The organism is Palaeococcus sp. (in: euryarchaeotes) (assembly GCF_053987695.1).
Map to the genome: position 1 here is coordinate 26,127 of NZ_JBMXHE010000007.1, position 22,309 is coordinate 48,435.

Below are 22,309 nucleotides of genomic sequence, written 5' to 3' on the forward strand. Positions count from 1 at the left end.
TCCTCCTCTTCGAAAGGGATTTATATACATTTATGCTAAATCCTGTGGGTGAGAACATGAGGATACTTGTGTTAGGCGCTGGAAACGTTGGAAGGGCAATTGCATATGACCTTAGCAGCGATTTTGAGGTGTGGGTTGGAGATAACAGCAGGGAGAAGCTTGCGGAGATTGAGAAGTTCGCAAATTCCCTGAAAATTGATGCTTCCAATTTTGACGAACTTCTTCAGGTTATGGAGAAATTTGATCTTATAGTTGGTGCTTTGCCGGGGAGATTTGGATTTATGACGCTAAAAGCGGCAATAAAAGCTAGGAGAGACATGGTGGACGTCTCATTTATGCCTGAAGATCCCTGGCAGTTAAGCAAAGAGGCTGAAGAAGCTGGGATAAGTATAGTTGTCGATGCAGGATTTGCTCCCGGATTGAGCCATATTCTGCTGGGGAGGATATATCAGGAGCTGGATAGGCTCGAAGAGGGCATAATACGGGTGGGAGGACTTCCCAAGGAGCCAAAACCTCCTCTTTATTATAAGATCACCTGGTCTCCATATGATTTGATTGAAGAGTACACAAGGAAAGCTCGTCTTATAAGGAATGGAAAGCTGGTTGAGGTTGATCCTCTCGAAGAAATTGGAGAGGTAGTGTTGGATCACTTTGAATTTGAAGAGTTTCCGAGCGATGGACTCAGGACAGCCTTAAGGAGCATAAAAGCGGGCACGCTTGAGGAGAGAACCCTTCGCTGGAAGGGGCATCTTGAAAAGATGAAATTGCTCAGAGAACTTGGATTTTTCAAGGAGGAGAACATAGATTTCACACTCAAGGTCATAGCCCCCCTCATGATGTATGAAAGCAAAGATTTCTCCATAATGCAGGTTTACGGTCGGGGAAAGAGAGAGGGGAGCTTGGAGGAGATTGAATATATGATGTACGATGAAGCCAAGGAATTCTCTTCCATGGCTAGAGTAACGGGCTTTACAGCCGCAGCCATTGCACGCCTTGCAGCTGAAAAGGAATGTACAGTTGGAATCGTACCTCCTGAGCTTATAGGGATGAGAAAAGATGCTTTTGAGTTTGTTATTGGGGAACTAAAGAAGAGAGGGATTAAACTTGAAGAAAGCAGGCGTATAGTTAAAGAGGTGTAGGGATGCTTCACATTGTCATAGCAGAGAGCGAACTTGAGCTTGTACCGAGGGAGATTTCCAATCATTCCGCAATTTTGAGCCATGCAAGAAAAAGGCGAAAGAAACCGGAGAAGCTCATTCTGGATGCCACATATCATTATAAGGCACTCAGAAGGCTTGAGAATGGTGAAAGGAGAGGAAGACCGGACATAGTTCATTTTTGCCTTATAAACGCTCTTGAAAGCCCTCTCAATAAGGAGGGGAAGCTGAGGGTTTATATTCATACGAGAAATGATGAGGTGATTTATGTCAAGCCCGAGACCAGGATCCCAAAGAACTACAATAGATTCATAGGTTTGATGGAGGATTTATTTGAGAGGAAGAGAGTTCCAGAGGGAATTGAGCTTTTGAAGCTTGAGAAGAAAAGTTTAGAAGAGCTGATACATGAAATTCATCCTGATGAAGTCTTTATAATGCATGAGGGGGGAGAGCTAATAAAACCTATAGAGCTTGGGAGAATCTTATCTGGTTTTAAAACCCCTGTTGTTGTTATAGGAGGCTTTCCTCATGGAGATTTTAGAAATCTCCCTGTGGGAAGGAAGATCAGCATATACAAAGGTAGTCTCACGGCTTGGGCAGTTCTCAATGAAGTCCTTGTGAACTATGAAAATTTTTCTATCTTTTGAAGCCGCATACTGTTAGGATAAGCTTGACGGGGGTGGTTTTATCCTCTTTTATGGCATTATCAAAAGTATTCTTTCCCAACAGCATGTGAAACCGTGACGATACTCTTTTATATTGCTTTTAACCAATTTTCAACACAAGAATAAGGAGGGCTAAAAATGAGGAGGCTTAATATATTCATGGTTTTTCTGATTGTGGCTTATATGGTGAGTATATGGAACTTTATACTGATGCCAAAATATCTAATCACCTTAGGTTTAAAAGGGCTTTTGATATCCCTTGTCCTGATATCCCTCGCACTGGTGCTCATAGTTCTTGAGATGGAGAGCACAAAAAGGACAAAATACAGGATGTATGAGTTTTTTGTAAAGTCATCGAGAACTCCAGGCGTTGCCCTCACCCTCATACTATTTTTAACTGTGGTTCTAACCGTAACCGCTTATTATTCAAGCATGGCACTTGTTGAAGCTTTAAATCTGGCGAGGGAGTATATAATACTCTTTGGGATATTAACACTCTTGATTTCAGCACTTCTGCTTTTGATGGCTAAAGGAAAGACACTGGAATTCATTTCCATAGTTTCAGTTCTCTTCATAATCTTCTTCCTAGCTGCAGTCATTTTCATTAGGAACGAAGCCGCCGCTCAAATAACAAATGAATCTTCTATTATATACCTAAAATCCACCATAGAATCTCTAAAGTCCTTTAATCATCCTATAACCTTTTCCAGCATTCTCCAGATTCTCCTGATTACATTCACAAGCCTTGGTATGGGCGTCGGCTTCTACTACATATTGGGAAGCTTCATGCCAGAGGAGCTTAACACCAAAAAAATAATAGTGGGCGTTGTTATACTCCAGATTCTATTGAGCTTTGCTGCAGCTCTTGCAGTTGCTTACTCCCTTGGTTTTGCACATCAAAGCTATAGAGCAAGTTTTACAAATCTGTCAGAAGCACCCGAGAAATCATTAAATCTTTATAAACCATTTAATGCTCTTTTAAAATACACCACCAATGCAACAGCTCCGGTTCGGGATTCGATACGTGCCGTTTATACAATACCCCTCGTACTCAGGATGGGGGGAGTGGAAGGGGCTTCCGAGATTGTACTGCTTCTAATGCTCTCTATATACTTCGCTGGGTTGACCACAATAATCTTGCTCATAGAAATGGGAGGACAAGCGGCATCCGAGGTTCTACAGCTCGGGAGAAGGAGGGGCATATTTGCAGTAACAATAATTTCCATTTTGCTTCTATCTCTTATGCATGTGGAGCCTTTGAAGGCAATTCTGCTGGAGATTCCCTTTAGCATTATACTTTTAATGGCGGGAATTGAAGCACTCCCCATAATAACCACATCAAAGGCATTTGGAGAAGGTACGAAGAATCTGGCTGGTGTCATTGGTGTCATGCTTTTCCTGCTTGGACTACTCGAGCTTTACTTTATCTTCACGAGGGGAGCTCTTTACACCAAGCTCGGAGCCATTGTGGGCTTGATATTTCTGATACCTGTGGTCTTCAATAGTTTCCTTCTCAAAACCCGGAGGTGAACAAAAACCTAATAAATGGTTTTTCAAAAGGTGGAATGAGTATTAAAAGGGGGCTTGGAAATGGGAGATAAGACAAAGATTCAGGTTGGAAGACTTAAGGTTGGGAGGTATGTTATTATTGACGACGAGCCATGCAGGATAGTGAACATATCCATATCTTCTCCCGGAAAGCACGGCTCAGCAAAGGCAAGGATTGACGCGGTGGGAATTTTTGATAAGAGAACTAGGAGCATTGTTAAGCCAACAAGCGCGGAAATTGATGTTCCAATCATAGACAAGAGGACGGCACAGATCATAGCAATGACGCCGGATACAGTGCAGATCATGGACATGGAGACATACGAAACATTTGATGTCCCAATTGAAAGTGGAGTTGACGATGCAGTTAAGGACAAGCTCACAGAGGGCATCAACGTTGAATACTGGGAAACCCTTGGAAGGATAAAGATAATGAAATACAAGGGAGAGGGCGAGTGAAGCCCTATTTTTTATCCTTTTCGTTGGGGCATGTTTACTTTTGTATCCTGTAATAAAACTTACCGTAAATATTCCCTGTTTGGGATAAAACCTGCGCTGTTATTCTGGCAGTACTGCAAAGCCTTAAATAATTAGCTGAACTGCAGGTATTAGGGAGGTGGGAATGTGGATTTCCTCTATACATACGAAACGCTCAAGCTGGAATTCCCATTTAATAAGGCGGAAAATGCTGATTTTATAATATTCGGTATACCCTTTGACTCCACGACCTCATATAAGCCGGGTGCAAGGTTTGGACCAACCCTGATCAGGCAAGCCACTATGAATCTTGAGAGCTATATACTGGACTACGACATAGATTTGGCGGAGCTTAAGATAGCTGACATAGGGGATCTTGATATAGTGGCGGGGAATGTTCTTGAAACAATTAAGAGGGGTATTGAAACGATCAGAGAGATTAAAGAGGTTAGTCCTAGGGCAATCCCGATTCTTCTAGGCGGTGAGCACTCAATGACGTTTGCACCTGTTAAAGCTTTAATGCCAGCGAGCTATGTGGTCTTTGATGCTCATCTTGATTTGAGGGATAAATACGAAGGGAACCCCTGGAATCATGCCTGCGTTGCACGCAGGATTTCGGAACTTGATGTGGACATTGCGGAATTCGGAATAAGAAGCGGGATAAAGGAAGAGGTTGACTATGCATGGGAGAAGGGAATTCGATGGGTGCATGCCAGAGAGTACGATGTCGACAAGTTCAAGCAGATTGTTAAAAAACTCCCGGAGCCCGTTTATCTATCAATTGACATAGATGTCTTTGACCTCTCGATGGTTCCGAGCACGGGGACTCCCGAAGCAGGCGGCTTGAGATTCTGGGAGGTTGTGAAGGCGCTGGAATGGCTCGTTAAAAACAAAAAAATTGCGGGAATTGATATAATGGAAGTCGCGGGTATGGAGCTTGGGGACATAACGGCTTTAACAGCTTCAAAGCTATTGTTTTACATAATGGGGGCAATAGCAAGGTTTGGAAAATAGCTATTCGAGGTACATTCCCTCCAGTCCTTTGTAGTATGCGGTATAAATGTCCCTTTTTGTTATTACTCCAACAAGCTTTCCCTTCTCCACAACGGGTAGAAGATTCTGGTCGTATTCCATGAGCTTCTTAAATGCCTCTTCCGCCGTTTCATTGGGGCATGTTGTGGCGTATTTCTTCCTCAAGAAGTGCTTTACAGGCAGTGATTTAATTTGGGAGCTCCTGTTCAGAAAATCCTTGATTCCAACTATGCCGAGCACCTCGAGATTTTCATTAACCACGGGGAAGCAGTCGTGTCCCGTTTCTCCCACCAAGTGCTCAACCTCCAAAAGGGTCTGCCATTCATAGACATAAACAGGATTTTTCGTCATTATCTCCCTAACAGAGATCATCTCCAGGATAAGGGGTTTTCCTGTCGTTACGTGCATTCCCTTACGCTTAAGCTTTAAAGTATATACCGAGTCCCCCTGAAGTATTGCCCTTGCAGTTAGAAATCCAATTGTGGAAGAGGTCATAACCGCGGGAAGGAGGGAATAGCTTCTCGTTAATTCAGTTATCATTAAAATCTGGGTGAGAGGAGCTTGGGTTAAGCCGCTGAAGAATGCAGCCATTCCTGCTAGGGCATATGCCGATGGATTAATTCCTAAACCCGGAAAGAGCATGTTCAGCACAACACCAAAGGCTGCTCCAAACATGGTTCCGATGTAGAGGCTGGGGGCGAATATTCCACCGCTATGCCCCGAGGAGAGGGTGAATAAAGTTGCCAGCATCTTGGCGATTCCGAGTATGAGGAGGAGGGTGAGAGGGAGGGCACCGACAACTGCCATTTCCATTCCATTATATCCAATTCCAAAGATGCCATATGTCGGGAGGAACATCCCTATTACCCCAACACCGAGTGCTCCCGTTATAAGTCTTAAAGTTAGGGGGATCGGCAGGTTTTCAAGCCTTTCTATGGACCAGTGGAGAGCTTTCACATAGGACGCGGCAAGGATTCCGAAGAGAATTCCCATTATAAAGAAAAATACAAGCTCCACCAGAGTGTGCCCTATGTTCAGGGAGATTGGTATTTCAAAGGCTCTCTTTAAAATTGCAAGGGTCACGGCGTTACCCGTTACCGAAGCCAGGAATATGGGGACCATGTTTATGGAGAAAGCACCCATGTAAATTACCTCCAGGGCGAACATGGCACCTGCCAGAGGCGTGTTGAAGGTTCCCGCTATTCCTGCAGCAAGTCCGCATGTTGTTAGGAGCTTTTTCATCTCCGGCTCCAGATGAAAGCGGTAGGTTATTATCGAAGCTAGAGATGCTCCGATAAAACCGATGGGGCCTTCCCTTCCGACACTTCCTCCAGAGCCGATTGTTATTGATGTCGTTATGACCTTTAAAATTGAGAATTCCTTCTCTATGCGTCCTTCTTTGAATATGACCGCCTCTATGACCTCGGGAATTCCATTCCCCTTGAGATCCGGGAACTTTTTTATGAGCGGTGCAACTATTACGCTGCCGAATGCAGGGATTAGAATATAGCCAAGGTTGTAGCCATGGACTTCATACGTGATCCCCGGGAGTATAACACCGAAGAAGAACCCATGTGACCACCGTATAAGAATTCTGAAAAAAATTGCCCCTAATCCGCCGACTAAGCCCGCCATTATGGAGAAAATCAAAACTATGAGCCACTTCTTTATGTAGCTTTTAGTTCTTGCCCTCACAAACTAGAGTGAGAGGAGAACAATAAAAATCTATCTAATGTCATGATTCAGTTCAAAGGGATAACCCCTGTTTTTGACTATATGAAGTCCGAAAAGGGCACCCAAGACATCCATGACCAGATCCCTTGCCTTGTTAAGAAGGGTTTCATGAATGAAGCTTATCTCACTCTCACTCAGCTTCTCAGCAATCTCCCATCCCACACACGCGGCTATAAATATGAGAAAGGAATATTCTATGGTTTTTCTCTCGCTCAAATTGAGGTGATTCAGGATTTCAGTTAAAATCAGCCATACAGTCAACCCGCCCAAAAAGTGACTTATCATATCTGCATCCGTCCACTCCTTGTGGAAGAGGTCCATCGTCGTGAAGGGGACATTTACCAGAGAAACATGGATTGCTATGAATATTCCCAGGATCATCATTGTTTTTTCGTTATACAATGGTATCAAAACAGGTTCCAGCTTTTTTGGCGGATCTGATGCTTTTTTGTGTAAGATTAGTGGTATGGAGAGTCCTACTAAAGCCACAAGTGTCCGGTATATATGATCCACCCTCCTGTACATGAGGGCACTTATAAAGCCGATGAAGACGATTAAAATTGATATATATGTTATCTGCCTCTCTCTGATAGCGATCACCATTGAAAATAGGAAGGTAGAATTAAAAATTTAACTGATCCTATATTTCTGAAATTTGGCGGTAACTGAGGCCTTTCAGATATAATTCGATTGCTCTGATTTTCTTTTTTATTGGGATTTTATTCCGGCGAAAGGGTTTTAAGGCTGAAACCACCCAGTATATGATGGTTTCAGCTTTCATTGTCCCCCTCTTTTTTCTGAAGTATTATCCGATATTTAAACCTAATACCTACTGCTTATCCTGACAGTATCCCAAAGAAGAAGCTCAAGCTTTTTAAGCACTGAGTTTAACTATTCTTGGAGGAATTGACATGAAAGTTGAGGGATTTGTTGGGAGTTTGAGAAATGCTGAAACGATTGAAGGCCTTTTTGAGATTATGGAAAGGGATGGAGCTCCAATAGTTGAGCTCAGTGGAGTTAGATTTTTGATTGTGGTTGAGGGCGATTTTGAGGGCGTTAAGTTCTGGACTGAAATCAATGGAGAGAAGGCCAACACTGCCCTTGGAGATGCCATGCTCAACTCTGCGAGCTTCCCATTCAAGTGCAAAAAACCCTACACCGGTGGAAACGCAATATTCGTGAAGATGGAGGATGTTGAAACCGGGGAATTCCTGGTGGCATACAAGAGTGAAAGGATTGTCAGGGCTTTTCATGTTAGGGATGGTGCCGTCGAAAAGATTGATGGGGCAAGGTATGAGGAGTTAATTCCACAGATGCCAGAATTTAAGGTTAAAAGCTTCTCAGAAGAGCAGATGGACATGATGGGAGCCTTCTTCGGCTAGCCTTTTATTTTTTGCAAAAATTTTGTATGGTGGGGAAGGTATCTGAGGGTGGAAGAGTTCGAAAGCCTTTTAAATCAATCTCTTTTACTCAACATCAGCTTTGATAATAGAGTAAGTAGTGAGCACTGATGACATGGAACATATTCATCCCCGATTCGCTCCTTGAGGAAAGCAGAGATCCAAAAATTGGAACCTATAAAGTGGGTCAGATCGCAAGGGCGGCTTCAATATTTGGCGTCGAGCACATATGGATTTACAGAGCTGGTGGAAGGGACGGAGATTTCATAAAGCTCGTGCTTGAATATGCGGAAACACCTCAGTATCTCCGTAAATACCTGTTTCCCATCAGAGAGGAGCTCAAATATGCGGGCGTGATACCACCTCTAAGAACGCCCCATCACAAGCTCAAGCGAAAACCAAGAATCGGTGAAATCAGAGAGGGCGTAATAGTTAAAAAGGGGAAGACTTATGCGGACATCGGTCTTGATGAACTTGCTCTCGTGGAGGGCAAGGGATTGGAAGGGAGGTATACTTTTAAAATAGTCTCCAAACGCCCCCTACGTGTTGTTCCGGCAAGACCGGAAGAATACTGGGGGTATAAGGTGCATCTAAGCAAAAAAACCCTTGCTAAAACCCTTAAAAGGGCAAGGCTGGATGTTGCAATAGCGACTTCCCGAAAGGGGAAGGACGTGAGGAAGGCTGAACTCAAGCTTGCGGGGAACATTGGAATCGTGTTCGGTTCCCCGAGAAAGGGCGTGCTTGAAATATTGAGAGAGTTTAATGAGGATTACAGATTTGATTTAATCCTCAACACAATTCCCAATCAAAAAACGCAAACCGTTAGAACTGAAGAAGCCATATTGGCGACTTTGGCAATATTTAATTTCATAAGGAGGGATTGAGATGGGAAGAATTAGCAGACCAAGGAGAGGTTCATTGGGCTATGCTCCAAGGAAGAGGGCTAAGCGTATAGTCCCTAGGATTAAGAGGTGGCCTCAAACTGAGGAAGTCAGGCTCTTGGGATTTGCAGGATACAAGGCAGGAATGACGCATGTCTTGATGATAGATGACTGGCCCGGAAGGCTCACAAATGGAAAGGAAATCTTTGTTCCAGTTACGGTAGTGGAAGTTCCGCCTATGGTGGTCTATGGAATTAGAGCTTACAAGCAGGGCTATCTTGGCCTTGAGACCGCTACGGAGGTCTGGGCACCAAACCTAAACGGCGACCTCAAGAGAAGGATAAAGACCCTTCCAAAGAATTACAATGAGGAAGCATTCCAGCAGAAGCTTGGAGAGCTCGAGGATATGATTAACGCCGGGGAAATTGTTGAGGTAAGGGCTTTGGTTCACACCCAGCCAAGGCTCATCAAGCTCAAGAAAAAGCCCGATGTCATGGAGTATGCTGTGGGCGGAAGCAGTGTCAATGAGAAGTTTGCCTACCTCAAGGAGAAAGTCGGAAAGGAAATAAGAGCCGGGGAGGTTCTAAAGGAAGGAGAGCTTCTCGACGTGATAGCTGTCACAAAGGGTAAAGGGTTCCAGGGAGTCATAAAGAGGTTCGGCGTCAAGCTCAGGTCACACAAGGACAGCAAGGCGAGGAGAAAGGTTGCTTCAATAGGTCCATGGCACCCAACGAGGGTCATGTGGACGGTACCAATGCCAGGCCAGATGGGTTTCCACACGAGAACGGAGTATAACAAGAGATTGCTGAGGATAGGAGAGAACGGTAAGCTGAAGCTCGGTGATGAAGAGATAGAGATCACACCAAAGGGTGGCTTCCCCCACTACGGTGTGGTTAGAAGCGACTTTGTGATGGTTGCAGGGACTTTGCCGGGTTCAATTAAGAGAATAATTAGATTCAGGCCTGCGATTAGGCCACCTGCAAGAAGACCAGCAGTTGAAGCTCCACAAATAACATATGTAAGTAGGGAGTCAAAACAGTGAGGTGAGGTATTATGAAGGTTCACGTTTACTCTTTAAATGGCGAGCCGGTTGAAGAAATTGAACTGCCGAAGGTGTTCCAAACACCCTTTAGGCCCGATTTGATCAGGAGGGCTGTAATAGCATCATGGACACACAGAATCCAGCCTTGGGGAACCGACCCAATGGCAGGTAAGAGAACAAGCGCTGAGTCAATAGGAAAAGGTCACGGAATGGCTAGGGTTAAGAGAATGAAAACATCCCCGAGGTTCGCTGCATTCGTTCCCTTTGCAAGGGGTGGTAGGAGAACCCACCCACCAAAGGTTGAAAAAATCTTGAGGGAAGAGATAAACAAGAAGGAGAGAAGACTGGCTTTGATGAGCGCCATAGCGGCTACAGCAAATGCAGACCTCGTTAAAGAGAGAGGTCATGTTATTGACGGCATTCCTCAGGTTCCGCTGATAGTTGCCGATGATCTGGAGAAGGTCTTCAAGACCGCCGAGACGAGGGAGATATTCAAGAAACTTGGGGTATGGCAGGATATAGAGAGGGCAAAGAGGAACAGGAAGATCAGAGCAGGTAAAGGAAAGATGAGGGGAAGGAAGTACAAAAAGGCAAAGGGTCCCTTGGTGGTGGTTGCCAAGAACGAAGGCATAATACAGGGGGCGAGAAATCATCCAGGTGTTGATGTCGTTGTCGTGGATAACTTGGGTGTGGAGTTCCTGGCTCCAGGTACACATCCAGGAAGATTAACAATCTGGACAAAGGGTGCAATTGAGAGGTTAAGGGAGATATATGGTTGAGGTGAGATAGATGGACCCGCTTAAGGTTATTGTAAGGCCTGTGGTCACAGAAAAAGCAGTTTCGCTGATCGAAACCGAAAACAAGCTCACGTTTATAGTGTATAAAAAAGCGACAAAGAGCGACATAAAGAGAGCCGTGGAAGAAATATACGATGTCAAGGTCGAAAAGGTGAACACGCAGATCACGATGAAGGGAGAAAAGAAGGCTTATGTTAAGCTGAAGCCTGAATATAATGCAAGTGAAATTGCTGCAAGGATAGGATTGTTCTGAGGTGAGTGAGGATGGGTAAGAGTTTAATTCAACAGAGGAGAGGTAAGGGAAGCCCAACATTTAGAGCTCCATCTCACAGATACAGGGGCAAGGTTAGGTACATTCCATTGAGCATAACAAAGGAGAAAACACTCGCCGGTAAGGTCGTTGAGATACTCCACGACCCCGGAAGAACAGCTCCTGTTGCAAGGGTTAAGTTTGAAAACGGAGTTGAAAAGCTCATAATTGCCCCTGAGGGGCTCCTGGTTGGAGAGGAGGTTTATGTGGGGCCAAACGCTCCTGTGAAGATAGGAAATACACTCCCGCTATCCAAGATTCCAGAGGGTACCTATGTCTATGACATAGAAGGCGTTCCTGGAGATGGAGGAAAATACGTGAGGTCAGGAGGAACATATGCTTTGGTCGTCTCAAGAGAGGCGGATAGAGTGATAGTCCAGCTTCCGAGCGGTGAGCTCAAGCGCTTTAAGCCGGACTGCAGGGCTACGATTGGTGTAGCCGCCGGCGGTGGAAGGCTTGAGAAACCAATCGTTAAAGCAGGTAAAGCCTACTACATTATGAAGGCAAGAAACAGGTTCTGGCCAAAGCCAAGAGGTGTTAAGATGAATGCAGTTAACCACCCACACGGTGGTAAAGAGCATCACATCGGAAGACCAAGCACCATATCAAGAAGAGCTGCTCCAGGTCAGAAAGTTGGTCATATAGCAGCGAGAAGAACCGGAGTGAGGAAGTGAGGTGGGAAAGATGGCTAGGAAGAAGGGATTTGTTTATCGCGGTTATAAGCTTGAGGAACTTCTTAACATGCCCCTTGATAAGGTAGCGGCGCTGTTCCCATCAAGAGCAAGGAGGAGCCTTAAGAGAGGCTTCACCCAAGATCAGAAGAAACTCATTAGGAAGATCAGGCTTGCCAAGAAGGGCAAGTACAAGAAGCCCATAAGGACCCACAGCAGGGACATGATTATACTCCCCGAAATGGTTGGCATGACGATCCACGTTCACAACGGAAAAGAGTTCGTCCCAATTGAAATTAAACCCGAAATGATAGGACACTATCTGGGAGAATTTGCCCTTACTAGAAAGGTAGTCCAACACGGCTCACCTGGTGTTGGTGCAACTAGGTCATCAATGTTCGTAGCGGTCAAGTGAGGTGAGTGGAAATGGTTAAGCGCTACTACTCTTTCAAAAATTTTGACCCTGAGAGAATGGCTAAAGCTCAGGCCAGGGATCTTAGAATGTCACCCAAATTGTCAATTGAGGTCTGCAATGCTGTGAGGGGAATGATGGTTAACGATGCCATCAGGTACTTGGAGGAAGTTGTGGCCCTTAAGAGACCCGTTCCGGTGAGAAGGTTTAATGACTCACAGGGACACAAGAGAGGAAAGGGCTTTGGACCAGGTAGATATCCGGTTAAGGTCTCAAAAGCCATACTAAAGCTCCTCCACAACGTTAGAAACAATGCAGAGCAGAAGGGTCTTGATCCCGATAGACTTAGAATCATCCATATAAAAGCTGACAGGGGACCAAAACTTCCCGGATACATTCCAAGGGCTTTCGGAAGGGCAACACAGTTCAACGAGCAGACAACACACCTTGAGGTTGTGGTTGAGGAGATTAGGGGGTGAATGAATGGCAATAGAGAGATATTTCGTTAAGGAGGCCATTAAAGAAATGCTCATCGACGAGTACCTGGAGAAAGAGTTGAGGAGAGCTGGATACGGTGGTCTCGATATCAAGAAGACACCACTGGGAACTAAAGTTGTTATCTTTGCAGCAAGCCCCGGCTACGTAATTGGAAGGGGAGGAAGAAAGATCAGGCAGCTCACGAGAATACTTGAGAGGGATTATGGTTTGGAAAACCCGCAGATTGAGGTCGAGGAAATCAAGAATCCTTATTTAAATGCAAAAGTCCAGGCTGTGAGACTGGCACAAGCACTTGAGAAGGGAGTGCACTTCAGGAGAGCCGCGTACTCAGCTATAAGGGCAATAATGAACAGGGGCGGTGCTAGGGGTGTCGAGATCAGGATCAGCGGAAAGCTAACGGGCGAGAGAGCTAAGAGTGTTCGCTTCTATCAGGGTTATCTCGCCAAGGTTGGAAACCCCGCCGAGACGCTTGTTTCAAAGGGATACTCCCAAGCAATCCTAAAGCTCGGTGTTATGGGCGTGAAAGTAAGCATACTCCCACCAGAAGCAAAACTCCCGGATGAAATCGAGATCCTTGATAAGAGTGAGGAGATAGTCGAAGAGGTGAGCGAGCAATGAAGACGAGTGAGATTAGGGAAATGAGCATTGAAGAAATCAACGAAAAAATTAAAGAGGTTAGGATAGAGCTTGCAAAGGAGAGGGGTATGCTCACCATGGGCACCTCCATGGAAAACCCGATGCAGATTAGAACCCTTAGAAGGGATTTAGCCAGGCTGTTAACAATAAGAAATGAAAAGCTTAGGGAAAAAAGGTGAGGTAAATAATGCCGAGAATTGTAAACCCCATTGATGAGATGCTGTTTAAGGAAGTCGTCAAGGAGCAGCAGAGGATTAGAGTCTACATTGAAAAAGCCCGCTACGGGAAGCTCAAGACAATAATCGAGGGCATAGATGAGAAGGAGTTCAACCTGGATAAAATCGCAAAAAAACTTAAGGGGAAGCTGGCATGCGGAGGAACCGCAAAAGACGGAAGAATCGAGCTCCAGGGAGACCACAGAGACAAGGTGAAACGCTTGTTGGTAGAACTTGGATTTTCAGAAGACCTGATAGAGATCGAGTGACTCCAAAAAACATAGTATGGCATGAACTCATAGGACTAAAAGCAAAAATCATAAAAAGCCCTCATCAGGGGTTTATGCACATAGAGGGAGTCGTGATTGACGAGACAAAAAACACCCTCAAAATCTTGGGGGATAAGCTCTATACCGTCCCCAAGGATCAGGTTGAGATTGCGTTTGAGGTTGGCGATAAAGAGATCATGGTTGATGGGAAAGAATTGATTGGAAGACCTGAGATGAGATTGAAAAAGAGGTGGAGAAAATGAGAGACATCGGATTGGGTGTAAAACCCCCGGAACAAACTTGCAATGATCCAAAATGCCCATGGCACGGGAATTTGAAGATTCACGGTAGGGTGTTTGAAGGAATAGTCGTAGGCGCCAAGGGTAAGAAGAGCGTAACAGTTGAGATGCAGCACTACAGCTACCTCAAAAAATACGAGCGTTATGAGCTCAGAAGAAGCAGAATCCATGCTTACAATCCGGAATGCATAGACGCAAAAGCCGGTGATAAGGTTTTAATTGCGGAGACAAGGCCATTGAGCAAAACAAAGAACTTTGTTGTCGTTGCCATTACACAAAAAGCTGAGGAGAGGTGAGCTAGATGGCGAAGAAAGGTGCGGGTGCTACGAGAGGTTTAAGCCCGGTTAGACCAACTAGGGCATTGCCGGTTGGTGCTTATTTGAAGTGCGCTGACAATTCAGGTGCTAAAATCCTCCAAATCATTGGTGTCGTTGGATACAAGGGTACGAGAAGAAGGCTGGCAAGTGCAGGCGTTGGAGATATGGTAATAGCGAGAGTCAAGAAGGGAAGGCCCGACATAAGGCACCAAGTTGTTAGAGCGGTCATAGTCAGGCAGAGAAAGGAATACAAGCGCTTGGATGGGATGAGGGTTAAATTTGAGGATAATGCAGCGGTTGTTGTTACCCCCGAGGGCGTTCCAAGGGGGACCGAAATTAGAGGTGCAGTTGCAAGGGAAGCCGCTGAGAAGTGGGTTAGATTGGGAAGTATAGCGAGCACGATACTGTGAGGTGAGAGTGATGAAGATTAAGAGTAAGCAGCCAAAGAAGCAGAGGAAGTTTTTGTATAATGCTCCTCTTCACCTGAGGCAGAAGATAATGAGCGCCCCTCTTTCAGAGGATCTCAGAAAGAAATATGGCATTAAGAACATGCCAGTCAGAACAGGGGACAAGGTCAAGATAATGAGGGGAGACTTCAGGGGACATGAAGGAAAAGTCGTGAAAGTCGACTTAAAGAGATACAGGATTAACATAGAAGGAGCTACTCAAAAGAAGGTCAATGGAACTGAGGTTTTCTATCCAGTACACCCCTCAAACGTTATGATAGTTGAACTTAATCTTGAAGATGAGAGGAGAGAGAAAATAATTGAGAGGAGGGCTTGAATATGGCGAAGAAAGGTGCTAGGAGACACCTTAAGAGATTGGCGGCTCCAACTCAGTGGTATATTGAGCGCAAGAAGTATAAATGGGCTGTGAGACCAACTCCCGGTCCCCATAACATGAGGACATCAATTCCCTTGATTTACATAATTAGAGACTATCTGGGTTATGCTAAAACAGGTAAAGAAGTCAAGAAGATACTCAATGAGGGCAAAGTCCTTGTGGACGGTAAAGTCAGGAGGGACTACCGCTTCCCCGTGGGTATCATGGATGTGGTTTCAATCCCCGAGATAGGAGAGCACTACAGAGTATTCCCAAACAGGCTTGGAAAGCTCATCCTCCACAAGATAAGCGAAGAAGAAGCCAAGATCAAGCCGTTGAAAATATACAACAAGCGCATGGTTAAAGGGGGCAACCTGCAGCTGAATCTTCATGACGGAAGCAACCACCTGATCAGGCTCAGCTCACTCACAGATGAGACGAAGGATGCATTCCACACCTACGACACGCTTCTCATAAAGGTGCCGGAGAGAGAAATAGTCGAGGTTATCCCCTTTGAGGTTGGCGCCTACGTTTTCGTTACCCAGGGTAAGAACGTTGCAAGGAAGGGTAAGGTAGTAGAGGTAAGGCGCTTCCCAATGGGATGGCCAGATGTCGTTACAGTCGAGGACGAGGAAGGAGAGCTCTTTGATACATTGAAAGAATACACAATTGTTATTGGAAAAGAGTCTCCAAAGATTTCATTACCATGAGGTGAAGCGAGATGAAGGAAGCTATATTGAAGGACTGGGAAGCTCATCCAATGAGGAAGCCCAAAGTGGCTAAGGTTACAATCAACATTGGGGTTGGAGAGAGCGGAGAGCGCCTAACCAAGGCTGAGAAGATGCTCGAAGCCCTGGTCGGCCAGAAGCCCATTAGGAGGAGGGCCAAGCAAACCAACAGGGACTTTGGAATCAGGCGTGGTGAGCCCATCGCTGTTAAGGTTACCCTTAGGGGTGAGAAGGCAGAGAAAATGTTGAAGAAGCTTCTTGCGGCTGTTGACAACAGGATAAAGGCTTCAAGCTTCGATGAGCACGGAAATCTGTGCTTTGGGATAAAGGAACACATAAACATACCCGGTGTTGAATACGACCCGGAGATCGGTATATTTGGCATGGACGTCTGCGTTACACTGGAGAGACCAGGTTTCAGGATTGCAAAGAGGAGAAGGAGAAGGCACCACATCCCAACGAGGCACAAGCTTACAAAAGATGAGGGAATAGTCTTCATGGAAGAGGAGTTTGGTGTGCAGATTGTGGAGGGATGATAGATGGCTAAGGCTGATTACAACAAGCGCAAAGTTAGGAAGTTTGGTAAGGGTGCGAGAAGATGTGTTAGATGCGGGCAGTACGGCCCCGTTATTAGGATACAGGGTTTGATGCTGTGCAGGCACTGCTTTAGAGAGATGGCTCCCAAGTTGGGCTTTAAGAAGTACGAGTGAGGTGGTAAAAGATGACTTTACTTGACCCTTTGGCAAATGCATTGTCACATATTACGAACAGCGAGAAGGTTGGTAAGAGGGAGGTTTACCTTAAGCCAGCCTCAAAGCTCATAGGAGAAGTGCTTAGAGTTATGCAGCAGAACGGATACATAGGTGAGTTTGAATTTATCGATGATGGAAGGGCCGGAATTTACAGGGTAGAGCTCAGAGGAAAGATCAATAGAACAGGTGCCATAAAGCCGAGATTCCCTGTCAAAGCTATGGAATATGAAAAGTGGGAGAAGCGCTTTTTGCCAGCATTCGACTTCGGTCTGCTGATAGTCTCAACATCCCAAGGCGTTATGACTCATAAAGAAGCCAGGGAGAAGGGCATTGGTGGAAGGTTAATAGCCTACGTCTACTGAGGTGAGAAAGATGCCAGTTGATGCATGGGTAAGGGAAGAGGTTGAGATTCCAGAGGGAGTAAACGTTGAAGTTAGCGGTAATCTTGTGAAGGTTAAAGGCCCGAAGGGGGAGCTGGAGAGAGTGTTTGACTATCCGGGCGTTAAAATCCTTGAGGAAGATGGCAAGGTAGTAATTTACAAGGAGTTCCCAAGGAGAAAGGACATCGCAATCGCAAGGACGTACAAGGCCCACATAAACAACATGATTAAAGGCGTTATGGAAGGCTTCCAATACAAGCTTAAAGCGGTTTACAGCCACTTCCCAATGACCATAAAGGTCCAAGGGGACATGGTTGTGATTGAAAACTTCCTTGGTGAGAATGCTCCAAGAAAAGCCAAGATACTTCCGGGTGTTACGGTTAAGGTTCATGGACAGGAGATAACGGTGGAAGGAATAGACAAGGAAGCCGTGGGTCAGACAGCAGCGAACATTGAGCAGGCAACAAAAGTCAGATACAGGGATAGAAGGGTCTTCCAAGATGGTATCTACATCGTTGATAAGGGTGGTAAACCTATAAAGTTCTGAGGTGAGAGCAATGGAGAAAGCGAGACTCTTAAAATTGAGGGCTAACATCAAGAGGAAGAAGCCTGACTTTTACAGGCAGGAATGGTGGAGGTACCCAAGGTTTAAGAACAACCTCAAATGGCGCAGACCAAAGGGAATAGATAGCAAGATGAGGATGAGGTGGAAGGGCAAGCCAGAGGTCGTCAGCATTGGATGGCGCTCACCAAAGCTAGTTCGCGGTCTGCACCCGAGTGGGTATGAGGATGTTCTGGTGCACAACCTCAAGGAGCTTGAAGCATTGGATCCAACAAGGCAGGCAGCAAGAATCGCCGCGGCTGTGGGAAAAAGGAAGAGAGCGCTGATAATTGAGAGAACTAAAGAATTAGGGATTAAAGTATTGAATGCGAGGGTGTGATGGACATGCTTAAGATGCAAAGGAGAATTGCTGCCGAGATTTTAAAATGTGGCGAGAACAGGGTCTGGATTGACCCTGAGAGGATTGAGGATGTTGAAGCGGCAATTACAAGGGAGGATATTAGAAGGCTCATAGGTGAGGGAGTTATCAAAAAGAAGGCGATAAAGGGGCAGAGCACCTACAGGGCCAAGCTTAGAAAGGAAGCAAAGAAGAAGGGAAGACACAGGGGGCACGGCAGCAGGAAGGGTAAGAAGACCGCAAGGATGGGCAAGAAGGAGAAGTGGATGATGACCATAAGAGCCCTCAGGAAGGAGCTCAAGAAGCTCAGAGAAGAGGGTAAGCTTGACGCACACACCTACCGTCGTTTGTATATTAGGGCTAAAGGTGGACAGTTCAAGACAAAGCACCAGCTTTATCTGTTCATGGAAGAGAGAGGGATATTGAAGAGGTGATATGAATGGCTCACGGACCGAGATATAGAGTTCCCTTCAGGAGGAGGAGGGAAGGTAAGACTAACTATCACAAGAGGCTTGCATTACTTAAATCGGGCAAGCCAAGATTGGTTGTGAGAAAAACCCTGAATCATCACATAGCTCAGATTGTGATTTACGATCCAAATGGGGACAAAACACTCGTTTCAGCACACACAAGGGAGCTGGTAAGAGACTTTGGATGGAAGGGGCACTGCGGAAACACACCTAGTGCCTACCTCTTGGGATTGCTTATAGGTTACAAGGCCAAGAAAGCGGGCATTGAAGGAGCCATCCTAGACATAGGATTGCATCCACCAACCCAGGGCTCAAGCATATTCGCGGTGCTTAAGGGCGCGGTTGATACTGGGCTGGAAATACCGCACAGTGAAGAGATTTATCCAAGTGACGATAGGATAAGGGGAGAGAACATAGCAGAGTACGCCAAAATGCTCAAAGAGGATGAGGAAGCTTACAGGAAGCAGTTTGGAGGATACCTTGTTAGGGGATTGGAACCCGAGAAGCTCCCAGAGCACTTTGATGAGGTAAAGGCGAGAATAGAGGAAAAGTTTGGAGAGTGATGAGAGATGAGCCAAAACTGGAAGGAGTATGCTCAAAGGGTTTTAGACGAATGGCAGCCCAAGACAAAGCTGGGTATGCTTGTCAAAGAAGGGCAGATTAGGGATATTCATGAGGTCTTCAGGAAGGGCTACCAGATAAAGGAGCCCGAAATAGTTGATATTCTGCTTCCAGAGGTTAACGACAGGCAAAACCAGGAAGTCCTTGACATAGCTTTGACGGTTAGAATGACGGACAGTGGTAGGAGGGTTAGATTTAGGGTTCTAGCCGCCGTAGGAAACAGGGATGGCTATGTAGGGCTTGGAATAGGTCATGGAAAAGAAGTTGGCATTGCTATTAGGAAGGCAATAAACTATGCCAAGATGAACATAATAGAGATAAAGAGAGGCTGCGGCTCTTGGGAATGCAGATGCAGGAGACCCCACTCAATACCCTTCGCCGTTGAAGGCAAGGCGGGAAGCGTTAAGGTCAAGCTGATGCCGGGACCCAGAGGTCTTGGACTCGTCATAGGTGACGTAGGAAAGAAGATACTCTCACTTGCGGGTATTCAGGATATCTGGTCACAAACACTGGGTGAGACAAGGACAACGGTTAACTTCGCACACGCTGTGTTTGATGCACTCTACCACACGAACCGCGTTGCAGTTCAGCCCGAGATGATTGAGCGCTACGGCATCATAGTTGGAAGGGAGATGTCTCAAAACTTTGAACTTTGAGGTGAGCAAAGATGGCAAAGATAGCTTTAATTAGAGTTAGAGGAAAGGTAGGCGTTAAGAGAGAGATTAAGGACACATTGGCAATGCTCAGGCTTCACAAGGTTAACCACATGGTCATAGTGGATGAAGATCCATCCTACAATGGAATGATACAGAAAGTTAAGGATTACATAACTTGGGGCGAGATTGATAAGGAGACCCTTGCAAAGCTCCTCAGGAAGAGAGGAAGACTTACAGGAAACAGGAAGCTTACAGAGGAATACGTCCAAGAGAAGCTTGGCATGAGCATTGATGAGTTTGCCCAGGCAGTCATAAATGGAGAGAAGAGCCTAAAAGATCTTGAGGGCTTGAAGCCTGTCTTCAGACTCCACCCACCAAGGGGAGGCCACAAGACAATCAAGAGACCCTTCAAAGATGGTGGAGCCTTGGGTTATAGGGGCGAGCTTATTAACGAACTTATAGAGAGAATGTTGTGAGGTGCTGAAGATGATCAGGAAAAAGAAAAAGGTGAGAAAGCTTAGGGGCTCTCACACTCACGGATGGGGATGTAAGAAGAAGCACCGCGGCGGCGGTCATAAAGGCGGTCGTGGCATGGCTGGAACTGGGAAGAGGAACAAATCGAAGTGGACATGGGTAATCAAGTACATGCCCAACTATCTTGGAAAGCACGGCTTCCACAGACCGAAGGCAGTTCAGAGGGAAGTCATAGCTGTTAACTTAAAGTTCATTGACGAGCACTTGGACGAGCTCATGCAGATGGGAGTTGCCTATGAGGAGGAAGGGAAAATAATCGTCGATACAACGCAGTTCGCTGACAAGGTCTTGGGAACCGGGAAGCTTACAAAGCCCCTAGTGATCAAGGCTTATTCATTCTCCCCCAAGGCTCAGGAGAGAATTGAGGCTGCTGGGGGAGAGGCCCTCCTCGCTTGATTTCCTTTTTAATAATCTTTGAGGTGTAAACTATGGGAGCACGGGAGATAATCTATGCCATCGAAAGGGTATTCCCTGAGATTGATAGGCCCAAAAGGCATGTTGCCCTGAAGGAAAAGCTTGCATGGACAGGGGTTGTGTTATTGCTGTACTTCGTGCTTGCGGAGATTCCTCTTTTTGGAATTCCAGAGAGCATACAGGATTACTTTCAATCCCTTAGAGTTGTTTTGGCAGGTAGAAGCGGTTCAATCCTAACCTTGGGTATAGGTCCCATCGTTACCGCGGGAATTATAATGCAACTCTTGGTCGGTTCTGAAATCTTGAGTTTGGATCTATCAAATCCAGATGATAGAAGATTTTATCAGGCACTTCAAAAAGTGTTCTCCGTGTTCATGTGCTTCTTTGAGGCAGCGATATATGTGTTCGCAGGGGCATTCGGTAGAGTGGGCGTGGATTTGACAATACCACTGGCGGTACTAGTGCTCCTTCAGCTCGCCTTTGGTGGAATAATGCTGATGATAATGGATGAACTCGTGAGTAAGTGGGGAGTTGGAAGCGGTATAAGTTTGTTTATCGCTGCTGGAGTTTCGCAGAGAGTTATCACGCAGACTTTTAACCCACTAAGAGCTCCTGGATATTTCATACCCGGGACACAGGAGGAGGCGTTTATAGGTGCTATACCCGCATTTTTCCAGTACCTGATGAATGGCGATATAAGGGGAGCCTTTTATAGAGGGAATCTACCGGCATTGTGGAATGTCATAGCCACTATAATAGTCTTTGTCATAGTGGTTTACCTTGAGAGCATGCGCGTGGAGATTCCTTTGAGCTATGGAAGGGTCACGGTTAGGGGTAGATATCCAATAAGGTTCATGTATGTATCCAACATACCCGTCATCCTTACATTCGCTCTATATTCCAACTTCCAGCTTTGGGCCAGGTTGCTCGTGAGGATCGGACATCCATGGCTCGGAACCTTTGATCCCAATACAGGAGCACCTATAAGCGGCTTTGTCATGTTTACAAGGCCTCCGAGGGATATATTCAGCGTTACCAGCTGGCCCCACATGCTGGGCTATGCCCTGATGACAATAGGTTTCAGCCTGCTCTTTGGATGGCTCTGGGTGGAGCTCACAGGACTGGACGCTAAGAGCATTGCAAGGCAGCTTCAGAGGGCTGGGATGCAGATACCTGGATTCAGGAGGGATCCCAGAATTCTTGAGAGGGTCCTTGATAAATACATCCCATACGTCACTGTGATGGGTTCGCTGTCCATAGGACTTGTGGCAGTGACTGCAGACCTGCTTGGAGCCCTTGGTACGGGTACGGGAATTCTGCTGACCGTGGGTATCCTGTACAGGTTCTACGAGGAGATAGCAAGGGAGCAGGTAAGCGAAATGTTCCCGATGCTTCGCAAGCTCTTCCAGTGACCCTTTTATTTTGTCAACTTTTTGATGGGGTCTGGAGCATTAATTTTTCTGCATCCTGAATAAGATTTACAGGTTATTTTTCCAAAAATTTCTGTTGCATAATTTTGCTCCAAACCTTTTTGATGGAAAACTTTTAAAAGCATGCCTTCTTCAAATCTTTTGACGCATGTAAAAAATCATTTTCAGTAACTGCTCTTAGGT

General features: G+C 45.7%; 34 protein-coding genes and 1 pseudogene. 32 read left to right on the forward strand and 3 right to left on the reverse strand.

The window, feature by feature from the left end; genetic code table 11:
- The first annotated feature begins 56 nt into the window (after positions 1-56).
- The 5 genes from ACXJGZ_RS00935 to speB all read left to right on the forward strand — a co-directional run bounded on the left by ACXJGZ_RS00935 (position 57) and on the right by speB (position 4,861).
- Positions 57-1,139, forward strand: coding sequence for a saccharopine dehydrogenase family protein (locus tag ACXJGZ_RS00935; protein WP_456321792.1), 1,083 nt, complete (start codon positions 57-59; stop codon positions 1,137-1,139).
- 2 nt (positions 1,140-1,141) lie between these two features.
- Positions 1,142-1,804: a 16S rRNA methyltransferase gene (locus tag ACXJGZ_RS00940; protein ID WP_456397835.1), complete on the forward strand. Its 663-nt coding sequence runs from the start codon at positions 1,142-1,144 to the stop codon at positions 1,802-1,804.
- A 156-nt stretch (positions 1,805-1,960) separates the two neighbouring features.
- Complete coding sequence (locus ACXJGZ_RS00945; RefSeq protein ID WP_456397837.1) at positions 1,961-3,352, forward strand: sodium-dependent transporter; 1,392 nt, start codon at positions 1,961-1,963, stop codon at positions 3,350-3,352.
- A 60-nt stretch (positions 3,353-3,412) separates the two neighbouring features.
- Positions 3,413-3,829, forward strand: coding sequence for a translation initiation factor IF-5A (locus ACXJGZ_RS00950; RefSeq protein ID WP_293256663.1), 417 nt, complete (start codon positions 3,413-3,415; stop codon positions 3,827-3,829).
- Positions 3,830-3,994: 165 nt separating this feature from the next.
- Positions 3,995-4,861: an agmatinase gene (speB, locus tag ACXJGZ_RS00955; protein ID WP_456321789.1), complete on the forward strand. Its 867-nt coding sequence runs from the start codon at positions 3,995-3,997 to the stop codon at positions 4,859-4,861.
- Here speB and ACXJGZ_RS00960 read toward each other — a convergent pair whose 3' ends face one another.
- The 3 genes and pseudogenes from ACXJGZ_RS00960 to ACXJGZ_RS00970 all read right to left on the reverse strand — a co-directional run.
- On the reverse strand, positions 4,862-6,514 hold the full coding sequence (locus tag ACXJGZ_RS00960) for a chloride channel protein (protein WP_456397963.1): 1,653 nt from the start codon (positions 6,512-6,514) through the stop codon (positions 4,862-4,864).
- A gap of 90 nt (positions 6,515-6,604) precedes the next feature.
- Positions 6,605-7,216 carry a hypothetical protein gene (locus ACXJGZ_RS00965; protein WP_456397840.1) on the reverse strand — a complete coding sequence of 204 codons (612 nt, stop codon included), beginning with the start codon at positions 7,214-7,216 and terminating at the stop codon, positions 6,605-6,607.
- A 40-nt stretch (positions 7,217-7,256) separates the two neighbouring features.
- Positions 7,257-7,394 (reverse strand): annotated as a pseudogene (locus ACXJGZ_RS00970) (IS6 family transposase); the annotation flags it as partial.
- Between the two features lie 130 nt (positions 7,395-7,524).
- Between ACXJGZ_RS00970 and ACXJGZ_RS00975 the strand changes: the two are divergent.
- The 27 genes from ACXJGZ_RS00975 (at position 7,525) to secY (ending at position 22,108) form a co-directional block, all read left to right on the forward strand.
- On the forward strand, positions 7,525-7,995 hold the full coding sequence (locus ACXJGZ_RS00975) for a hypothetical protein (protein ID WP_293256672.1): 471 nt from the start codon (positions 7,525-7,527) through the stop codon (positions 7,993-7,995).
- A 128-nt stretch (positions 7,996-8,123) separates the two neighbouring features.
- Positions 8,124-8,897: a putative RNA uridine N3 methyltransferase gene (locus ACXJGZ_RS00980; RefSeq protein WP_456397842.1), complete on the forward strand. Its 774-nt coding sequence runs from the start codon at positions 8,124-8,126 to the stop codon at positions 8,895-8,897.
- Between the two features lies 1 nt (position 8,898).
- Entirely contained in the window at positions 8,899-9,936 is a 1,038-nt protein-coding gene (locus tag ACXJGZ_RS00985) for a 50S ribosomal protein L3 (RefSeq protein ID WP_293256678.1), read from the forward strand.
- Between the two features lie 11 nt (positions 9,937-9,947).
- Entirely contained in the window at positions 9,948-10,715 is a 768-nt protein-coding gene (gene rpl4p, locus ACXJGZ_RS00990) for a 50S ribosomal protein L4 (RefSeq protein WP_293256681.1), read from the forward strand.
- A gap of 10 nt (positions 10,716-10,725) precedes the next feature.
- Entirely contained in the window at positions 10,726-10,986 is a 261-nt protein-coding gene (locus tag ACXJGZ_RS00995; protein WP_293256684.1) for a 50S ribosomal protein L23, read from the forward strand.
- 11 nt (positions 10,987-10,997) lie between these two features.
- Positions 10,998-11,717, forward strand: coding sequence for a 50S ribosomal protein L2 (locus ACXJGZ_RS01000; protein WP_293256687.1), 720 nt, complete (start codon positions 10,998-11,000; stop codon positions 11,715-11,717).
- Positions 11,718-11,727: 10 nt separating this feature from the next.
- Complete coding sequence (locus ACXJGZ_RS01005; protein WP_456397846.1) at positions 11,728-12,129, forward strand: 30S ribosomal protein S19; 402 nt, start codon at positions 11,728-11,730, stop codon at positions 12,127-12,129.
- An 11-nt stretch (positions 12,130-12,140) separates the two neighbouring features.
- Positions 12,141-12,605, forward strand: a complete 465-nt coding sequence (locus ACXJGZ_RS01010) for a 50S ribosomal protein L22 (protein WP_293256787.1) — start codon at positions 12,141-12,143, stop codon at positions 12,603-12,605.
- 4 nt (positions 12,606-12,609) lie between these two features.
- On the forward strand, positions 12,610-13,242 hold the full coding sequence (locus tag ACXJGZ_RS01015) for a 30S ribosomal protein S3 (protein ID WP_293256693.1): 633 nt from the start codon (positions 12,610-12,612) through the stop codon (positions 13,240-13,242).
- Entirely contained in the window at positions 13,239-13,439 is a 201-nt protein-coding gene (gene rpmC, locus ACXJGZ_RS01020; protein WP_456321786.1) for a 50S ribosomal protein L29, read from the forward strand. Before ACXJGZ_RS01015 ends, rpmC begins: the two co-directional genes overlap by 4 nt.
- Before the next feature lie 5 nt (positions 13,440-13,444).
- The gene (gene yciH / locus ACXJGZ_RS01025; protein WP_293256790.1) at positions 13,445-13,744 is read left to right on the forward strand and encodes a stress response translation initiation inhibitor YciH; all 300 of its coding nucleotides are present in this window, start codon (positions 13,445-13,447) and stop codon (positions 13,742-13,744) included.
- Complete coding sequence (locus tag ACXJGZ_RS01030; RefSeq protein WP_456397848.1) at positions 13,630-14,007, forward strand: ribonuclease P protein component 1; 378 nt, start codon at positions 13,630-13,632, stop codon at positions 14,005-14,007. The genes yciH and ACXJGZ_RS01030 overlap by 115 nt, the downstream gene beginning before the upstream one ends.
- Complete coding sequence (locus tag ACXJGZ_RS01035) at positions 14,004-14,339, forward strand: 30S ribosomal protein S17 (protein ID WP_293256702.1); 336 nt, start codon at positions 14,004-14,006, stop codon at positions 14,337-14,339. Before ACXJGZ_RS01030 ends, ACXJGZ_RS01035 begins: the two co-directional genes overlap by 4 nt.
- 5 nt (positions 14,340-14,344) lie before the next feature.
- Positions 14,345-14,770 carry a 50S ribosomal protein L14 gene (locus tag ACXJGZ_RS01040; RefSeq protein WP_293256705.1) on the forward strand — a complete coding sequence of 142 codons (426 nt, stop codon included), beginning with the start codon at positions 14,345-14,347 and terminating at the stop codon, positions 14,768-14,770.
- A gap of 10 nt (positions 14,771-14,780) precedes the next feature.
- Positions 14,781-15,143, forward strand: a complete 363-nt coding sequence (rplX, locus tag ACXJGZ_RS01045; protein ID WP_293256708.1) for a 50S ribosomal protein L24 — start codon at positions 14,781-14,783, stop codon at positions 15,141-15,143.
- A 2-nt stretch (positions 15,144-15,145) separates the two neighbouring features.
- Positions 15,146-15,892 carry a 30S ribosomal protein S4e gene (locus tag ACXJGZ_RS01050; protein ID WP_456321785.1) on the forward strand — a complete coding sequence of 249 codons (747 nt, stop codon included), beginning with the start codon at positions 15,146-15,148 and terminating at the stop codon, positions 15,890-15,892.
- Positions 15,893-15,903: 11 nt separating this feature from the next.
- Positions 15,904-16,446, forward strand: coding sequence for a 50S ribosomal protein L5 (locus tag ACXJGZ_RS01055; RefSeq protein ID WP_293256713.1), 543 nt, complete (start codon positions 15,904-15,906; stop codon positions 16,444-16,446).
- Between the two features lie 3 nt (positions 16,447-16,449).
- The gene (locus ACXJGZ_RS01060; RefSeq protein WP_293256716.1) at positions 16,450-16,620 is read left to right on the forward strand and encodes a 30S ribosomal protein S14; all 171 of its coding nucleotides are present in this window, start codon (positions 16,450-16,452) and stop codon (positions 16,618-16,620) included.
- Positions 16,621-16,631: 11 nt separating this feature from the next.
- Positions 16,632-17,024 carry a 30S ribosomal protein S8 gene (locus ACXJGZ_RS01065; protein WP_456321784.1) on the forward strand — a complete coding sequence of 131 codons (393 nt, stop codon included), beginning with the start codon at positions 16,632-16,634 and terminating at the stop codon, positions 17,022-17,024.
- 10 nt (positions 17,025-17,034) lie between these two features.
- Entirely contained in the window at positions 17,035-17,589 is a 555-nt protein-coding gene (locus ACXJGZ_RS01070; protein WP_456397853.1) for a 50S ribosomal protein L6, read from the forward strand.
- 10 nt (positions 17,590-17,599) lie between these two features.
- Positions 17,600-17,983, forward strand: a complete 384-nt coding sequence (locus ACXJGZ_RS01075; RefSeq protein WP_456397855.1) for a 50S ribosomal protein L32e — start codon at positions 17,600-17,602, stop codon at positions 17,981-17,983.
- The gene (locus tag ACXJGZ_RS01080) at positions 17,983-18,435 is read left to right on the forward strand and encodes a 50S ribosomal protein L19e (protein WP_293256728.1); all 453 of its coding nucleotides are present in this window, start codon (positions 17,983-17,985) and stop codon (positions 18,433-18,435) included. The genes ACXJGZ_RS01075 and ACXJGZ_RS01080 overlap by 1 nt, the downstream gene beginning before the upstream one ends.
- Before the next feature lie 5 nt (positions 18,436-18,440).
- Positions 18,441-19,034, forward strand: coding sequence for a 50S ribosomal protein L18 (locus ACXJGZ_RS01085; RefSeq protein WP_293256731.1), 594 nt, complete (start codon positions 18,441-18,443; stop codon positions 19,032-19,034).
- Between the two features lie 6 nt (positions 19,035-19,040).
- On the forward strand, positions 19,041-19,748 hold the full coding sequence (gene rpsE / locus ACXJGZ_RS01090; protein ID WP_456397857.1) for a 30S ribosomal protein S5: 708 nt from the start codon (positions 19,041-19,043) through the stop codon (positions 19,746-19,748).
- A gap of 11 nt (positions 19,749-19,759) precedes the next feature.
- Positions 19,760-20,224 carry a 50S ribosomal protein L30 gene (locus tag ACXJGZ_RS01095; protein WP_293256737.1) on the forward strand — a complete coding sequence of 155 codons (465 nt, stop codon included), beginning with the start codon at positions 19,760-19,762 and terminating at the stop codon, positions 20,222-20,224.
- 10 nt (positions 20,225-20,234) lie between these two features.
- Positions 20,235-20,678, forward strand: coding sequence for an uL15m family ribosomal protein (locus tag ACXJGZ_RS01100; protein WP_293256740.1), 444 nt, complete (start codon positions 20,235-20,237; stop codon positions 20,676-20,678).
- Positions 20,679-20,710: 32 nt separating this feature from the next.
- On the forward strand, positions 20,711-22,108 hold the full coding sequence (gene secY / locus ACXJGZ_RS01105; protein ID WP_456326287.1) for a preprotein translocase subunit SecY: 1,398 nt from the start codon (positions 20,711-20,713) through the stop codon (positions 22,106-22,108).
- Positions 22,109-22,309: the final 201 nt, after the last annotated feature.

Bases quoted from the DNA above. Each gene is read 5' to 3' on its own strand.
- ACXJGZ_RS00935 (WP_456321792.1), top strand. From the start codon at position 57: ATGAGGATACTTGTGTTAGGCGCTGGAAACGTTGGAAGGGCAATTGCA.
- ACXJGZ_RS00940 (WP_456397835.1), top strand. From the start codon at position 1,142: ATGCTTCACATTGTCATAGCAGAGAGCGAACTTGAGCTTGTACCGAGG.
- ACXJGZ_RS00945 (WP_456397837.1), top strand. From the start codon at position 1,961: ATGAGGAGGCTTAATATATTCATGGTTTTTCTGATTGTGGCTTATATG.
- ACXJGZ_RS00950 (WP_293256663.1), top strand. From the start codon at position 3,413: ATGGGAGATAAGACAAAGATTCAGGTTGGAAGACTTAAGGTTGGGAGG.
- ACXJGZ_RS00960 (WP_456397963.1), bottom strand. From the start codon at position 6,514: ATGGCGGGCTTAGTCGGCGGATTAGGGGCAATTTTTTTCAGAATTCTT.
- ACXJGZ_RS00965 (WP_456397840.1), bottom strand. From the start codon at position 7,216: ATGGTGATCGCTATCAGAGAGAGGCAGATAACATATATATCAATTTTA.
- ACXJGZ_RS00975 (WP_293256672.1), top strand. From the start codon at position 7,525: ATGAAAGTTGAGGGATTTGTTGGGAGTTTGAGAAATGCTGAAACGATT.
- ACXJGZ_RS00980 (WP_456397842.1), top strand. From the start codon at position 8,124: ATGACATGGAACATATTCATCCCCGATTCGCTCCTTGAGGAAAGCAGA.
- ACXJGZ_RS00985 (WP_293256678.1), top strand. From the start codon at position 8,899: ATGGGAAGAATTAGCAGACCAAGGAGAGGTTCATTGGGCTATGCTCCA.
- rpl4p (WP_293256681.1), top strand. From the start codon at position 9,948: ATGAAGGTTCACGTTTACTCTTTAAATGGCGAGCCGGTTGAAGAAATT.
- ACXJGZ_RS00995 (WP_293256684.1), top strand. From the start codon at position 10,726: ATGGACCCGCTTAAGGTTATTGTAAGGCCTGTGGTCACAGAAAAAGCA.
- ACXJGZ_RS01000 (WP_293256687.1), top strand. From the start codon at position 10,998: ATGGGTAAGAGTTTAATTCAACAGAGGAGAGGTAAGGGAAGCCCAACA.
- ACXJGZ_RS01005 (WP_456397846.1), top strand. From the start codon at position 11,728: ATGGCTAGGAAGAAGGGATTTGTTTATCGCGGTTATAAGCTTGAGGAA.
- ACXJGZ_RS01010 (WP_293256787.1), top strand. From the start codon at position 12,141: ATGGTTAAGCGCTACTACTCTTTCAAAAATTTTGACCCTGAGAGAATG.
- ACXJGZ_RS01015 (WP_293256693.1), top strand. From the start codon at position 12,610: ATGGCAATAGAGAGATATTTCGTTAAGGAGGCCATTAAAGAAATGCTC.
- rpmC (WP_456321786.1), top strand. From the start codon at position 13,239: ATGAAGACGAGTGAGATTAGGGAAATGAGCATTGAAGAAATCAACGAA.
- ACXJGZ_RS01030 (WP_456397848.1), top strand. From the start codon at position 13,630: ATGCGGAGGAACCGCAAAAGACGGAAGAATCGAGCTCCAGGGAGACCA.
- ACXJGZ_RS01035 (WP_293256702.1), top strand. From the start codon at position 14,004: ATGAGAGACATCGGATTGGGTGTAAAACCCCCGGAACAAACTTGCAAT.
- ACXJGZ_RS01040 (WP_293256705.1), top strand. From the start codon at position 14,345: ATGGCGAAGAAAGGTGCGGGTGCTACGAGAGGTTTAAGCCCGGTTAGA.
- rplX (WP_293256708.1), top strand. From the start codon at position 14,781: ATGAAGATTAAGAGTAAGCAGCCAAAGAAGCAGAGGAAGTTTTTGTAT.
- ACXJGZ_RS01050 (WP_456321785.1), top strand. From the start codon at position 15,146: ATGGCGAAGAAAGGTGCTAGGAGACACCTTAAGAGATTGGCGGCTCCA.
- ACXJGZ_RS01055 (WP_293256713.1), top strand. From the start codon at position 15,904: ATGAAGGAAGCTATATTGAAGGACTGGGAAGCTCATCCAATGAGGAAG.
- ACXJGZ_RS01060 (WP_293256716.1), top strand. From the start codon at position 16,450: ATGGCTAAGGCTGATTACAACAAGCGCAAAGTTAGGAAGTTTGGTAAG.
- ACXJGZ_RS01065 (WP_456321784.1), top strand. From the start codon at position 16,632: ATGACTTTACTTGACCCTTTGGCAAATGCATTGTCACATATTACGAAC.
- ACXJGZ_RS01070 (WP_456397853.1), top strand. From the start codon at position 17,035: ATGCCAGTTGATGCATGGGTAAGGGAAGAGGTTGAGATTCCAGAGGGA.
- ACXJGZ_RS01075 (WP_456397855.1), top strand. From the start codon at position 17,600: ATGGAGAAAGCGAGACTCTTAAAATTGAGGGCTAACATCAAGAGGAAG.
- ACXJGZ_RS01080 (WP_293256728.1), top strand. From the start codon at position 17,983: ATGGACATGCTTAAGATGCAAAGGAGAATTGCTGCCGAGATTTTAAAA.
- ACXJGZ_RS01085 (WP_293256731.1), top strand. From the start codon at position 18,441: ATGGCTCACGGACCGAGATATAGAGTTCCCTTCAGGAGGAGGAGGGAA.
- rpsE (WP_456397857.1), top strand. From the start codon at position 19,041: ATGAGCCAAAACTGGAAGGAGTATGCTCAAAGGGTTTTAGACGAATGG.
- ACXJGZ_RS01095 (WP_293256737.1), top strand. From the start codon at position 19,760: ATGGCAAAGATAGCTTTAATTAGAGTTAGAGGAAAGGTAGGCGTTAAG.
- ACXJGZ_RS01100 (WP_293256740.1), top strand. From the start codon at position 20,235: ATGATCAGGAAAAAGAAAAAGGTGAGAAAGCTTAGGGGCTCTCACACT.
- secY (WP_456326287.1), top strand. From the start codon at position 20,711: ATGGGAGCACGGGAGATAATCTATGCCATCGAAAGGGTATTCCCTGAG.